Raw genomic sequence first — 12921 nt, forward strand, 5'->3', positions numbered from 1 at the left:
GCGATCATCGCCTGGATCAGCTGGAAGCCGGCCAGGGCCTGGCCGAACTGCTTGCGCTCGCTGGCATAGGCGACGCAGTCGACCAGCAGCCGCTCCGCGACCCCGACGCAGACGGCGGCGATGTGCAGCCGGCCGCGGTCCAGCACCTGCATGGCGACCTTGAAGCCCTCGCCCTCCTCGCCAAGCCGGTTCTCCACCGGCACGCGGACGCCCTCGAACACGACGTCGCAGATGTGGGCGCCCTGCTGGCCCATCTTCTTTTCCGGTTTGCCCACGGAGAGCCCCGGCAGCTCGCGCGGCACCAGGAAGGCGGTGACGCCGCCGGCGCCCTTCTTCTCCGGATCGGTGCGGGTCATGACGGTGAAGAGGCCCGCCTTGTTGGCGTTGGTGATGTAGCGCTTGGCCCCGTCCAGCACATAGACGTCGCCGTCGCGGCGGGCGCGGGTCTGCACCGCGGCGGAATCGGAGCCGGCTTCGGGCTCGGTCAGCGCGAACGAGGTGATCAGCTCGCCCGAGGCGATCTTCGGCAGCCATCTGGCCTTCTGCGCGGGCGTGCCGAACATGACCAGGCCCTGGCTGCCGATGCCGACATTGGTGCCGAAGGCCGAGCGGAAGGCCGGCGAGGTGCGGCCGAGTTCGATGGCCACGCCGCACTCGTCCTCCATCGAGAGATCCAGGCCGCCGTACTCCTCGGGGATCGACAGGCCGTAGAGGCCAAGGCTGCGCATCTCGGCGATGATGTCATCGGGGATGGCGTCGTCCTCGGCCACCTTGGCCTCCAGCGGCCGCAGGCGCTCGGAGACGAACCGGCGCACGGCCTCGATCAGCTGAATACGGGTATCGACGTCGAGGGCCATGGTGTTTTTCCCGTGTCTTGCGGCTATGCAAAGCCCGCGCAGTCTTAAGGCACGGAGTCCAGGGAGCAAACATGGCCGATGGCGACGACTCCAGCGCGATCTGGAAGGGCAAGCCGATCGCCGAGGGCGAATGGGCCGGCTGGAGCGCCTATAGCGGCGATCCGTTCGAGGACCTGACCGGACCCTTCTATTGCCGCACGGACGACAGCGGCCAAGTCGTCTGCGCCTTTCGCGCCGAGCGGCGGCACATGAACGGCAGCGGCGCCATGCACGGCGGCTGCCTGCTGACCTTCGTCGACTACGCCATCTTCATGATCGCCCGCGACGCCCTGATCGACTCCGGCTCAGTGACCGCCTCGATGAACGCCGAATTCATCGACGGCTCCCGGGAAGGCGAGCTGATCGAGGCGCGCGGCGAGGTGGTCAGGGCCGGCGGCTCCATGGTCTTCCTGCGCGGCCTGGTCACCACCGGCGAGCGGCCGCTGCTCAACTTCTCGGCCATCATCAAGAAGATCCGGCGGAAGTCCTGAGACGCCGATGACCGTCCCGCTCTCCGTCCTCGATCTGTCGCCGGTGTCCATGGACGGCGGCACCCAGGCCGAGGGCGTGCGCAACACCATCGAGGTGGCCAAGGCGGCCGAGCGGCTGGGCTACAAGCGTTTCTGGGTGGCCGAGCACCACTCCATCGAGCACCTGTCGAGCGCCTCGCCCGAGGTGCTGATCGCCGCCATGACCCAGGTCACCCACCGCATCCGGCTGGGCTCCGGCGGCGTCATGCTGCCCAACTACTCGCCGCTGAAGGTGGCCGAGGTGTTCATGCAGCTGGAGGCGCTGGCGCCGGGGCGGATCGATCTCGGCCTCGGCCGGGCGCTGGGCGCCGACGCCATGACCGGCCGGGCGCTGGGTTCGCGCTCTTCGGAGGTCTTCCCGCAGTTCTTCTCGCTGCTCAGCGCCTGGCTGCTGGATTCCAGCGGCGTCGAGCCCTTCCCGATCGAGAGCGCGTTTGCGGCGGTGAAAGCCAGTCCGCGCGGACCGTCGCATCCGGACCTCTTCCTGCTCTGCTCGTCGCTGGATTCGGCCCGCTTCGCCGGCATGGTCGGGGTCGGCATGGTGTTCGCCGAGTTCATCGCCCGCGCCGACGGGGCGCCCGCGGTGGCGGCCTATCGCGAGGCCTTCCAGCCGTCGGTCTATCGTTCGCAGCCGATGGCCGGGGTCGCCACCATCGCGCTGGCCGCCGACACGGTCGAGGAGGCCGAGCGGCTGGCGGCCATGGTTCCGCGCCGGCCGCCGGCGCCTGGCGGTGAGGCCGGCGAGCGCTTCGTGCGCCGCATCCGTGGCGACGGCCCGCTGGTCCGCGCCTATCTCGACGCCAAGATCAATCACACCGGGGCGGATGAACTCTTTGTCATGAGCGCCGGCCCCAGCCTCGAAACCCGCATCCGCTCGCTGGAGTTGATCGCCGAAAAACCCTGACCACGGCTAGGTTTTCGAGGTTTGGGACGTGCACGGAGCGGTCGAAAAGCCCGCCGCGCCTTACCGGGATTTAACTTGGTTTCCCTCACGGCAAAGATCAGACCCGGCTTGGCCTTGAGAAGCCGCGCCCGGGGAGGGCGAGCCCGTGTCGCTTGCACTCGCAACACTCATCTACGAATGGCGCCGCTATCTGGCGGCGGTGGTGGCGTTGGCTTTTTCAGGCCTGCTGGTGCTTGGCACCACCGGCCTCTTCACCGGCATCGTCCACTCGGTGCTGGCGACCACCGAGCGCAGCCGCGCCGACATCTTCATCCTGCCCTACAGCACACCCCAGCTGATCGACACCGGCGGCAACGGATTGCCGCAGCGCATCCGGCCGATGATCTACCTCAATCCGGATGTCGTCGACGTCGAGAGCATGCAGGGCAACGGCGCGCAGTGGGTGAACGTGCCTGGCCCCGGCCAGAAGCAGATCCAGACCTTCGTGCAGACCTGGGCCATCGACACCACGCCTGGCGCGCTGACGCTGCCCATCGACTACCCGGACGCCACGCGGCTGGCGCTCTCGGAGCCCGGCGCGGTGGCGGTGGATGAGACCGACATGAAACGCCTCGGCGTCAGGCTCGGCGACACCATCTCGCTGAACGGCCACACCGCCCGCCTGGGCGCGATCCTGCACAACTACCAGGGCGTGACCCAGCCCTCGGCGATCATGTCCAAGGACACCTATCGCCTGCTCGGCATGGACAAGGGCGACAACGGCAAGACCGGGCCGTTGATGGTCAAGATCCGCGACCCGAAGCGCGCCGACCAGGTGGCGGCGGCGCTGAACGCGGTCTCCAACAAGGCCTATGTGGCGCTGACCACGGCGCAGCTGAACAAGAACGACGAAGCGGCGCTGCTCTCGGAACAGATCATCGGCGTGCTGCTGGTCTTTTTCATCATCCTCGCCATCGGCATCGGCATCGGCATCACCTCGCAGACCCTGCGCGGCGCCATCCTCTCCAACATCCGCGAGTTCGCCAGCCTGCGCGCCCTCGGCATCTCCATGTGGTCGCTGCGGCTGATCGTGATGGAGCTGTCGTTCTGGGTCGGGGTCGGCGGGCTGCTGGCCACCGGCGCGCTGACCTGGCTGGCGGCGCAGGCGTCCGGCGCCATCGGCCTGCCGCTGGTCATCCGGGCCCAGCCGGCGGCCATGGTCTTCGGCCTGCTGATGGTGCTGGCGGTGATCTCCGGGGCCATGGCCATGGGCATACTGAAGAAGAGCCAGCCAGCGGACCTGCTGCGATGAACGCCTCGCTCCTCCCCCCCAGCGCGGTCTCGGCCAGGGGCCTGGTCAAGCGCTTCAGGTCCGGGCGCAACATCGTCGAGATTCTGCGCGGCGTCGACTTCGACGCGATGTACGGCGAGGTCACCATGGTCATGGGCCCGTCGGGCTCGGGCAAGTCGACCCTGATCGCGGCGCTTTCCGGCCTGCTGCGTCCGGACGGCGGCGAGGTGAGCGCCTTGGGCCAGGATCTCTGGAGCCGCCGCGCCGGGCGGATCGACCGCTTCCGGCTGGATCACTGCGGCTTCGTCTTCCAGGGCTTCAACCTCTTTCCGGCGCTCACCGCCCTGCAGCAGGTGACCACGGTGCTGAAATATAAGGGCGTTGGCAAACGGCAGGCGCGCGAAACGGCCATGGCCTCGCTCGCCGAAGTGGGGCTGGAGTCCCGCGCCCACCAGCGCCCCGCGGCGCTCTCCGGCGGCGAAAAACAGCGCGTCGCGATCGCCCGTGCGCTCGCCAAACGGCCGCAGCTGCTGTTCGCCGACGAGCCCACCTCGTCGCTGGACGGCGAGAACGGCCAGATCGTCACCCAACTCCTGCAACGCGCGGCCAAGGAGCACGGGGCGGCGGTGATCTGCGTCACCCACGACCCCAGGCTCGAAGCCTTCGCCGACCGCATCGTCCACCTCGAAGACGGCCGCATCCTCGACGACCGCCGCCACGCCGCGCCCGTGCAAAGTCCAGTTCTCGTCGGAGCCTGATCGCCATGCCCGCCCTTTTTCGCCGCCCGCTCTTCTGGCTCGCCGTGCTCGGCCTGATCACCGCCGCCGGCCTTGGCCTGGCGATGATGAAGTCCGCCAGCCTGCACGGCCTGGGCCTGAGTTCGGCCCAGGCCGCGGTCTCGGCCCCGTCGCCCTTCGTGGCGGTCGCCGAGGGCAAGGCCGACATCGAGGGCGGGGTGATTTCCGTCGCCGCCAGGACCTCTGGCATCATCAGCGCCGTCTATGTCCAGGAGGGCGACAGCGTGGTGAAGGGCCAGATCCTCGCCCGCCAGGAGGACGACGCGCCGAGGCTGGCCGCCCAGACCGCCGCGGCGGACCTGGCCCAGGCCCAGGCGCAGATCGGCCAGACCGAGGTGCAGCTGCAGACGGCGCAGCGCGAGTATGAGCGGGTCGCGCCGCTGGCCGCTTCCAGGATCATTTCCGGCCAGGAGGTCGACAAGGCCCATGACGCCATCCTGACCGCCAACGCCCTGCTCGGCGTCCAGCGCGCCGCCGTCGGCGAGGCCCAGGCCAAGCTCGCCCAGGCCCGCTATGGCCTGGAGCAGACCCTGATCCGCGCCCCGGCCGACGGCCGCATCGTGCGCCGCTACGCCAATCCCGGCTACGGCGCCTCGACCCTGAACGTCACCCCGATGTTCGACCTGGAACCCGCTGGCCAGCACATCGTCCGCGCCGAGGTCACCGAGGGCGCCATCGCCTCGGTCGGCGTCGGCCAGACGGTGCGGCTGGCCGCCGAGGGCGATCCCACGAAATACTATCTCGGCACGGTCTTACGCCGCGCAGCTGTCTTCGGCGCCCGCAAGCTGCAGTCGGACGACCCCTCCGAACGCGCCGACGACCGCGTCGTCGAGGTGGTGGTCAGCGCCGACCGCGCGCCCTTCCTGGTCGGCCAAAGGGTGCTGGCCAAATTCATGAAAGGCGCGTGAAGTCGGGGACGGAAATTGGGGACACGTACGACTTCCCACTCGCTATCGGTCAAGGGACGCGGACAGTGCAAGTCGTACGTGTCCCCGATTTCCCCCGCTCAGAAGTGCGGCAGGCCGAACGGCAGGGTCGGCAGCTTGGGCATGGAGGGGCCGGGCTCGGCCGTGGCGCTCTGGCCGGCGGCGAGTTCGCAGTCCTTGGTCAGGGCCGGGTTGCCGTAGGCCTGGCAGGAGCGCAGATAGTTCTGCACCTCGTCCTGACGACCCTCCTGCCGCGCCACCGCGATCATCAGCGCGATGAACGGCTTCTGATCGTTGTCGAAGCGCGCGACCCCCTGCCCGACGATCTGCATGGCCCGCTCGTTCTGCCCCGTGCGGTAGAGCATGCGCACGTGGTCGACATAGCCGTCCACCGTCTGGTCGGGGCTCTGGCTGGCCTGCTGGAACAGCCCGTCGGCGGCGGGCGCATCGCCCATGTCGTCGGCGAGCCGCGCGGCCTCGTTCAGCACCAGCGGCGCATCGGCGAACGCCGTCGCGTGCGCCCGCTCGAGCGCTGCTCTCGCCGCGGCGTAGTGGCCGTCGGCGCGGGCGCGCTTGGCCTCCCCGACGGCCGCGACCACCAGCCGGCCCTGGGCGAACTCGCCCGTCCCCCGCATGGCGGTGAGCCAGCCCTGCCGCACGTCGCGCAGTGGCGCGCCCTGTGGGTAGGCGTCGGTGGAATATTGCGCGATGCCGCGCTTGCGCTCCTCCGGCGGGCGGTGCTGCGGCTCGTCGCGGCCGGCGCTGCTGGAGGCCGCGACGCCCAGCGCGATGCGCGCGGCGCCCTCCAAGAGGCCGGTGCGCATGTCGCCGCTGCTGGAGTTCATGAACGACTGCAAGCTCGAAGGGCTGATCACCTGGCTGAGCTGGCGCTTCAGCTGATCATCCAGGGCGTTCACAGTCGTGTCGCGCTTCTGCTGGTCGGCCTGGATGATGTCGAAAACGTGGGCGGTGGCGGCGTCGGGCGAGTAGGACGCCGCCTGGGAGAGGTCGTAGCCGATACAGTCGGCCTCGTCTTCCTGATCGCGGGTGTGGGCCGGCTCGACCATGACGTTGGAGATGAAGTGGATGAGGTCGTTGGTCGCGCCGGCCTGGCTGACGACGTTGAGGGCCGCGCCGGCCGAGCCGCCGATCGGCACGGCCTGGGCGACGGCGAACAACTGGCCAAGCCGGCTCGCCATCTGCGCGCGGCGCTGCGCGGTGTCGGGTTGATGAGCGAAGTGGCCCAGCCGCACGTGGCCCAGCTCGTGGGCCAGCACGAAGGCCACCTCGTCGTCCGACTGGGCGTCGTCGAGCAGCCCGAAGGCGACCACGATCGAGCTGTCGGGGAGGGAATAGGCGTTGTAGTAGTCCACCCCCAGGATGTGCACCTGCAGCGGTGGGCCCTTGGCGTAGGGCCACTGGGCGTCGATGCCGGCGAGCAGCTCGGCGACCTTGGCCTCGGTCCGCGGCATGCGCAGCCGCGCCGTCTGGTAGCGGCCGAGGTTCACCGCATCCGCGGCGAGCGCCAGCGAACCGCCGCCGCCCGTGTCGAAGCGGCGCCCGGCCACCTGCTTGATGAACGGCCCCCTGGCGCCGGAGACCGAGAAGCCGCTGCCGCCCTGGGCCCGCGCCTCGCCCGGCCAGTCCAGCGTCGTCAGCGCGGTCGTGGCGAGCGCGCCGAAGGTAATGCCTCTGCGCGTCGCCCTCATGGGTGTTTGCAGTCGGCCGCGCCGCCCAGTCCCATATTGGTCGCCGCATAGGCGCTGCCTGAGTTGCGCGCGGCGGTTTGCACCGGGGTGCAGGCCGCGTTGACGCCGGTGGTCTGCACGTCGAGGCCGCGCAGGAAGATCACCTTGCCGCCCTGGCTGATGCCGACGCTGCCGCCGACGCCCATGGCCACGATCGGCGTCGGCGCCTTCAGGTCGCTGGCCTGGACCGTGCCGGTGGGCTGGCCCTTGTCATCGAAGGTGTGCAGCTGCGGGCGCAGATACTTCACCACCATGCCGCCGGCGTCGGCGAGGCCTGGGACCAGCATCAGGGCGATGATGACAAGACTAGCTTTGAACATGGGACGCCTCCTTGGCGGGGCCGGTATCGGTCGGCGGTTGGTCGGCGGGTTCGGCGGCGCGCTGCGACCGGGGTGAGAGGAGCCTGTCCTCCTCGAACTTGAGGAAGGCCCCGAAGCGGCGCAGGCGCGCCCGCAGCCAGCGCACCCAGGGCAGGTGCTCGATCGAGCCCAGGATGTCGGCGGGCAGGGTTTCGCGGGTGGCGTAGAAGAGAAAGCCGAGCACGCAGGCATAGATGCCGATCCAGTTGATCGGCGCGCGGTGCAGCAGGGAGACCCCGAGCCAGGTCGCCCCCGCCACCACCGCGATGGAGGCGCCGAAGATCACCAGATAGAGCGGCCCATAGATCACCGCGCGCAGGCGCGGCTCCATCCGCGTAGCGATCGCATGGTCGAGAAGGCTGTTGCGCGCCATGACGCCCATGATCCCAAAGAAGGCCAGTGCTGCGATGAGTATGCTTTTGAGAAGATCGGAATCAAACATCATGTTGGCGTTGCGCCGATAGTTGGCCCCGTCTTCGACAAGATTGTCCAGAGCCATGGCGTGATAGTGAACACCGGGCGCCTCGCCTTGCACGGGCGATTCCACCCAGTCGTTGGAGGCGCGAAACTGGCCGCCGACCATCACCAGGCGGCCGGCAAGCACCCGCGCGAGGTCGCCGCTCTGCAGGCCGAGGCCCGCCACCATGCGGTCGTAGCCGAGGGTCAGGGCATAGGGGCATTCCTGGCGGGCGCCGGTGGCCGGCCCCCTTAAGCCCGTCAGCTGCTCGCCCAGGCGCGTCAAGAAGCCGGATCCCGCGGCGCGGCAGGGCGCGGCCCGGCCGGTGACCGCCTGGGTCATGGCCAGATAGTCGGGGTCCGGCCGCGAGCCCCAGACCACGTCCAGCGGCGCGTTGAAGACGCCGGCGACATCCGCGGGCGCGAACACCTTGCCGGCGATGGCCTGGGGCGCGCGCGCCTTGAGCTGGGCGAAGGCGGCGACGCCGCAGGCGTCGGCCCGGCGCAGGCACCAGGCGGCGTACATCGCCAGCGCCGGCGAGACGTCGAAGGCGTGGATGTCCAGCCGCGCGGTCTTGGCGGGATCGAAGCCGTACCTGATCACCAGCGGGTAGGCCTGGTTGTTGACCAGGGCCGGCGCCAGCACCGCTACGGCGTCGAGACGCCGCTGCACGTCGGTGAAGATGTCGAGATCGCCCGGCGACGGCTTGGCGAAGATGAACGGCGTGCCGCCCGCGGCCTCGATGCAGGCGATCTTGATCAGCGGATCGGTCTGGCAGCCGGGAGCCCGCGACCAGACCTGGGCCTTGGTCGCGGCCGCCACGCCGGTCACGAACCCGTCCAGCCCCTCGTTGGGGCCGCCCTGGCCGGTGTAGACGAAGTCGGCGTAGATGGCCGCGGGCGGCGCGCCGCCGACCTGCATCAGGTCGTCGAACATCTGCCATTGCTGGTCGTAGGTGGGCGGGAAGCGGTTCCAGCCGTAGCCCTTCATCGCCTCCATCGAGCTTTCGTCGAGGTAGACGACGCTGATCTGCCGCTGGCCCTTGCGGTCGGCGCCGTAGTCGGCGGCGGTGATGCGCTGATAGACGCCGTCCGCCACCCGGTCCGACGCCGATTCGAGCCCGAAGAGATTGAGCTTGGCCACCGCATAGGCGGAGCCAGCCAGAAGCAGTGCGACCAGCAGCGCCTTGAATATCCGGGTCGCGACAGCCAATCGGTGAAGTCCCCCCAGACGCGGAGCTTTTCGTCGGGGGTGGGCGGAGTCAATGCCCAGACCGCCGCACGACCGAGGCGCGCTTCCGAGGGGCGTTAGCGCCCAGCCGAGCAGCCGCGGCGCGCGTCAGCCCGACATGCGGCGCTCTTCGCCGTGGTGCTTGACGACGTCGTCGGCCAGCCGGCCGGTGATCTCCGCGAGATGGTCGAAGCCGAACTCGAACGCGCCGAGCCCCTGGGACAGGGAGCGCAGCTCGCCGATCAGGTTGTACCGCTCGGCCTTGGGCAGGTAGGCCTCGACGGTGTCCCAGCCGGTCCAGCCCTCGCGCGGCTGGAAGCCCAGCACCTGTCCGCGCTTGGCCGAGAGCAGCGAGGTCACGCCCGAGGTGCAGGTGATCGGGACGTGGACCGTCAACCGCTCGATCGGCTCCAGCAGATGCGATGCGCAATGGCGCAGCCCCTCGTCCATCGCCGCCCGTCCGGCCAGGCGGAACGCCAGCTCCGAGCTGTCGACGCTGTGATAGCTGCCGTCGATCAGGGTCACGGCCACGTCGACCACCGGAAAGCCCAGCGGCCCCCTGGCCATCGCGTCGCGCACGCCCTGCTCGACCGCCGGGATCCACTGCCTGGGCACGACGCCGCCGGTGATGTGCTGGCTGAAGGCGAAGCCGGCGCCGCGTGGCTGGGCTGCGATCTCGATCGTCACGTCGCCGAACTGGCCATGGCCGCCGGTCTGCTTCCTGTGCCGCGCGTGCTGGGTGACCTGGCCGGAGATGGTCTCCAGATAGGGCGTCGCGGGTTGCGCGGCGGCCACGTCGAGGCCGAAGCGGCGCTTCAGCCGCTCCAGCGTCAGCTGCAGATGCGTCTCGCTTTGCCCGTTCAGCAGGGTCTGGTGCGTCTCCGCCTCCTGGCTGAGGCTCAGCGCCGGATCCTCCTCGATGATCCGGGCGAGTGCGCTCGACAACTTGACGTCGTCCTGGTGCAGCCTGGCGGCGATCGCAAAGCTGTAGGCCGGCGGCCGGGGCGTCATCCCGCAGTCGATGGTTTTCGGGACGCCGTCCAGGGACAGCACCTGCCCCGCCCGGGCCTGTTCGACCTTGGCGATGGCGATGACGTCGCCCGGCAGCGCGCGCGTGATCCGGTTCAGGGCTCCGCCTTGCACGGCGAACAGCCCGCCCGCGCGGCTCCTCGCCCCGTCCGGCAAGGTGAGTTCGGCGCCGTCGGCGATCCCGCCGCCGAACACCCGCGCATAGGTCAGCTTGCCGGCCTGTCCGGCGTAGCTGGTCTTGATCACATAGGCGCCCGCCCCATCGAGCTCGAGGCGCGCGGCGGCGAGATTGGGCGCGGCGGCGTCATGGCGGATCGCCTTCAGGAGGCGGCGCACGCCGTAGCCCTTCAAGGCGTCGCCGAAGAAGACCGGCGCGACGAGGCTCTCGTTCAACTCGCGCACGATGTCGCCGAAGATGACCGACGGATCCGGCGTCTCGTCCGACAGCAGCTGTTCCAGAAGCGTGTCGTCGAAGTCGGCGAGCATCTCCAGCATGTGAAAGCGGGCGTCGACGCCTTCGGCGGCTACGGCGGCGGCGGGGATCACGCGCTCCGACGGTCCGCCGTCGCGGTAGGTGAAGGCCCGATCGAGCGCGAGATCGAGGTATCCCGTCACATGCTCGCCGTCCCGGATCGGCAGCTGGCGGGCGACCAGCGGGACCGAACTCACCGCCGCCAGCGCCGCGAGCAGATCGCTCAGCGCGCCCCGCGCCTGTCGGATCTTGTTCACGAACAGCATGTGCGGCACGCCCAGCCGTTCGAGCGCCTTGAGCGTCGGCTGCAACAGGATCGCCTTGGCCGGCTCGGGATCGGCGACCACGATCGCCAGGTCGACGGCCGGCAGGGCGAAGTCGCCCTCGGCCGCGAAGTCGACCGCGCCCGGGCAGTCGATCACGGCATAGCGGTCGCCCAGGTACTCGAAACCGGCGAAGTTGAGCTCGACGGAATGCCCCCGAGCCCGCGCCTCGGCGCTCGCGTCGCCGATGCCGGCGCTGGTCCCTGTGCGCTTGGCGCCGACGCCGCCTCCGACCAGGGCCTCCAACAGGGTGGTCTTGCCGACGCCGGTCGGCCCAACCAAGGCCACGCTGCGCACAACGCCAGGGGTATGAGCGGTCATCGGCGGGCTCCCGTCCTGCTCGACTTGCGGGCTCCCGCCCGCCGGGCGTCCAGCCATGTTCCCCCCGCGCCAACGCTTTCGCAAGGAGACTTTGGCCAGGGCAACGCACCAGATCGATATCGGTTGCGGCCGTCGTTGGGCGACGCCTGGGCCTCGCTCGAGACCCCGCCGCCGGTCACCGGCAGGCCAGTCATAAGCGTTCTCCGGCGTCGATCTTGCGCTTGCGTGGGCGCACGCCAGCGCGGCAAGCTGAGCTTTGGGATCGGAAGGCTCGCGGAGAGATGCTGATGCTCAGGCTTGGCGGCACGGCGCTGGCGATAGGGGTCGTGCTGGTTGCTTCGGCCGCTTCAGCCGATGACGCCAACTTCGCGGCGTTCCATCGCATCTGCGTCGCGACCGGCGGCGAACGGGGCGCGGCGCTGGCCGCCGCCGAGGCCGAGGGGTTCGTCCAGCCGCCGAAGGTCATCCTCGATCAGGTCGCCCAGTCGGCGGTGCCCCTGGACAACGCCGAGGCGCGCGCGAAATTGATCAAGGACGGGATCGTGTGGGTGTCCGTCGGACGCATGGGCGGCGCGTTCGAGAACCGCTACACCTCAACCGACATGTGCGTCCTGGGCGTCAATCCGATGAGCCCAGAGAGCGAAAAAGCCGCGATCGCCTGGGGTGGCGTCACGCCCGCGGTCAGCGACCCGCAGTATAAGATGCTGCTCTTCACCGGCGGCGAGGGCGCGCACCGCGCTGTCCCCAAGGCGGACAAGGCGGACGACAAGACGCTGGGCGCGGTCGCCGCCGGGGCCAAGCTGCAACTGCTGGGGGCCGGCAACACCGAAGGCGTCACGCTCATGCTCTACGGCGTGGTGAAAGCCGCCCCGGCGCCCTGACGCCTGGCAGATCCGCATTCGGGCCGCGAGCGACTGTCCGCTTCGACCCATAGCGGACAGAGCCAAGGCCAAGCCATGCTTGCCGGCCTGTGACCGCTTCCGACCCAGCTCATCGAACCGTCTCCTTCTCCTTGGGCGCCGATACGCGGCGCGTCTTGGTCTCGGCCTTGGGCTTGGGCAGGAGTCGGAAGCGCGTCTGGCACCACCCGTAGTCAATTCCTACATCCAGCAGTGCGTCGGAACGCCCGCAGGGGCAGGCAAACTCCATGACCGAGACGACCCGGTAGGTCTCCCCGGCGCGCAGCGGCACCGGCCTTCCCGTGGCATGGTTCGGCGCGGCGTTGACGCACAAGACCAGATCGCCAGGGCCGACAGCGTCGCTCATCGCTTCCTTCCACAACCCGTGAGAGGAAGATTAGGCCTTGACCCCGGAGGAGCAAGGGCCGCTTTCCACCCTCGGCCGACATCCCGCGCCCGACGCGGGCAAGCTGCCGCGCCTTCGTCGTTGGACTTGGAGCCTTGCTCGGCGCTCCCGAGCGGTGGCTCCCGGCCGCCGCCTTCATCCAAAGAACACCCGCCACATCAACCGCGCCGGCATGAAGGTGAGAACCCCCGCCAGCACCAGGCCGCCGAAATAGATGCCCATCATGCCGCGCGCGTGGGCGGCGACGTTGTGGCGATGCGCGGCGAGCGCGGCGAACGGCAGGCCGATCAGCACGATGAGGCTGAACAGCTGGATCGGGGTGACGCGCCAGGTCGGCCCGTCCTTGATGAACAG

At 69.6% G+C, this 12921-nt stretch carries 12 protein-coding genes and 1 pseudogene; 6 read left to right on the forward strand and 7 right to left on the reverse strand.

What is annotated here, in order from left to right; genetic code table 11:
• A partial coding sequence (locus VGL85_RS04180) for an acyl-CoA dehydrogenase family protein (protein ID WP_331586302.1) occupies positions 1 to 857 on the reverse strand: 857 nt, incomplete at its 3' end.
• Between the two features lie 71 nt (positions 858 to 928).
• Here VGL85_RS04180 and VGL85_RS04185 point away from each other — a divergent pair.
• From VGL85_RS04185 to VGL85_RS04205, 5 genes are all read left to right on the forward strand, one after another.
• Complete coding sequence (locus tag VGL85_RS04185) at positions 929 to 1387, forward strand: PaaI family thioesterase (protein WP_331586304.1); 459 nt, start codon at positions 929 to 931, stop codon at positions 1385 to 1387.
• Between the two features lie 7 nt (positions 1388 to 1394).
• Positions 1395 to 2330 carry an MsnO8 family LLM class oxidoreductase gene (locus VGL85_RS04190; protein WP_331586306.1) on the forward strand — a complete coding sequence of 312 codons (936 nt, stop codon included), beginning with the start codon at positions 1395 to 1397 and terminating at the stop codon, positions 2328 to 2330.
• Positions 2331 to 2475: 145 nt separating this feature from the next.
• Positions 2476 to 3621, forward strand: a complete 1146-nt coding sequence (locus VGL85_RS04195) for an ABC transporter permease (protein ID WP_331586308.1) — start codon at positions 2476 to 2478, stop codon at positions 3619 to 3621.
• A complete protein-coding gene (locus VGL85_RS04200) occupies positions 3618 to 4358 on the forward strand; it encodes an ABC transporter ATP-binding protein (RefSeq protein WP_331586310.1) in 741 nt (246 codons plus the stop codon). Before VGL85_RS04195 ends, VGL85_RS04200 begins: the two co-directional genes overlap by 4 nt.
• 5 nt (positions 4359 to 4363) lie before the next feature.
• Positions 4364 to 5305, forward strand: coding sequence for an HlyD family secretion protein (locus VGL85_RS04205; RefSeq protein ID WP_331586312.1), 942 nt, complete (start codon positions 4364 to 4366; stop codon positions 5303 to 5305).
• Between the two features lie 98 nt (positions 5306 to 5403).
• Here the strand turns inward: VGL85_RS04205 and VGL85_RS04210 are convergent, their stop codons facing one another.
• The 4 genes from VGL85_RS04210 to VGL85_RS04225 all read right to left on the reverse strand — a co-directional run bounded on the left by VGL85_RS04210 (position 5404) and on the right by VGL85_RS04225 (position 11262).
• A complete protein-coding gene (locus VGL85_RS04210; protein WP_331586314.1) occupies positions 5404 to 7032 on the reverse strand; it encodes a M48 family metalloprotease in 1629 nt (542 codons plus the stop codon).
• The gene (locus tag VGL85_RS04215; protein ID WP_331586316.1) at positions 7029 to 7391 is read right to left on the reverse strand and encodes a hypothetical protein; all 363 of its coding nucleotides are present in this window, start codon (positions 7389 to 7391) and stop codon (positions 7029 to 7031) included. Before VGL85_RS04215 ends, VGL85_RS04210 begins: the two co-directional genes overlap by 4 nt.
• Positions 7378 to 9099 carry a CHASE2 domain-containing protein gene (locus VGL85_RS04220; RefSeq protein WP_331586318.1) on the reverse strand — a complete coding sequence of 574 codons (1722 nt, stop codon included), beginning with the start codon at positions 9097 to 9099 and terminating at the stop codon, positions 7378 to 7380. Before VGL85_RS04220 ends, VGL85_RS04215 begins: the two co-directional genes overlap by 14 nt.
• A 126-nt stretch (positions 9100 to 9225) precedes the next feature.
• On the reverse strand, positions 9226 to 11262 hold the full coding sequence (locus tag VGL85_RS04225) for an elongation factor G (RefSeq protein WP_331586321.1): 2037 nt from the start codon (positions 11260 to 11262) through the stop codon (positions 9226 to 9228).
• Between the two features lie 287 nt (positions 11263 to 11549).
• Between VGL85_RS04225 and VGL85_RS04230 the strand changes: the two genes are divergently transcribed.
• A complete protein-coding gene (locus tag VGL85_RS04230; protein WP_331586323.1) occupies positions 11550 to 12143 on the forward strand; it encodes a hypothetical protein in 594 nt (197 codons plus the stop codon).
• Positions 12144 to 12252: 109 nt separating this feature from the next.
• On the opposite strand, the gene VGL85_RS04235 is transcribed toward VGL85_RS04230, so the two are convergent.
• Complete coding sequence (locus VGL85_RS04235; protein ID WP_331586325.1) at positions 12253 to 12528, reverse strand: hypothetical protein; 276 nt, start codon at positions 12526 to 12528, stop codon at positions 12253 to 12255.
• A gap of 174 nt (positions 12529 to 12702) precedes the next feature.
• Positions 12703 to 12921: pseudogene (locus VGL85_RS04240) on the reverse strand (hypothetical protein); the annotation flags it as partial.

Source organism: Phenylobacterium sp., from assembly GCF_036501465.1.
Taxonomy (GTDB): domain Bacteria; phylum Pseudomonadota; class Alphaproteobacteria; order Caulobacterales; family Caulobacteraceae; genus Phenylobacterium.

Excerpts from the sequence above, each read along its gene's own strand:
- VGL85_RS04190 (WP_331586306.1), top strand. The coding sequence starts at position 1,395 with ATGACCGTCCCGCTCTCCGTCCTCGATCTGTCGCCGGTGTCCATGGAC.
- VGL85_RS04210 (WP_331586314.1), bottom strand. The coding sequence starts at position 7,032 with ATGAGGGCGACGCGCAGAGGCATTACCTTCGGCGCGCTCGCCACGACC.
- VGL85_RS04200 (WP_331586310.1), top strand. The coding sequence starts at position 3,618 with ATGAACGCCTCGCTCCTCCCCCCCAGCGCGGTCTCGGCCAGGGGCCTG.
- VGL85_RS04235 (WP_331586325.1), bottom strand. The coding sequence starts at position 12,528 with ATGAGCGACGCTGTCGGCCCTGGCGATCTGGTCTTGTGCGTCAACGCC.
- VGL85_RS04230 (WP_331586323.1), top strand. The coding sequence starts at position 11,550 with ATGCTCAGGCTTGGCGGCACGGCGCTGGCGATAGGGGTCGTGCTGGTT.
- VGL85_RS04185 (WP_331586304.1), top strand. The coding sequence starts at position 929 with ATGGCCGATGGCGACGACTCCAGCGCGATCTGGAAGGGCAAGCCGATC.
- VGL85_RS04215 (WP_331586316.1), bottom strand. The coding sequence starts at position 7,391 with ATGTTCAAAGCTAGTCTTGTCATCATCGCCCTGATGCTGGTCCCAGGC.
- VGL85_RS04205 (WP_331586312.1), top strand. The coding sequence starts at position 4,364 with ATGCCCGCCCTTTTTCGCCGCCCGCTCTTCTGGCTCGCCGTGCTCGGC.
- VGL85_RS04225 (WP_331586321.1), bottom strand. The coding sequence starts at position 11,262 with ATGACCGCTCATACCCCTGGCGTTGTGCGCAGCGTGGCCTTGGTTGGG.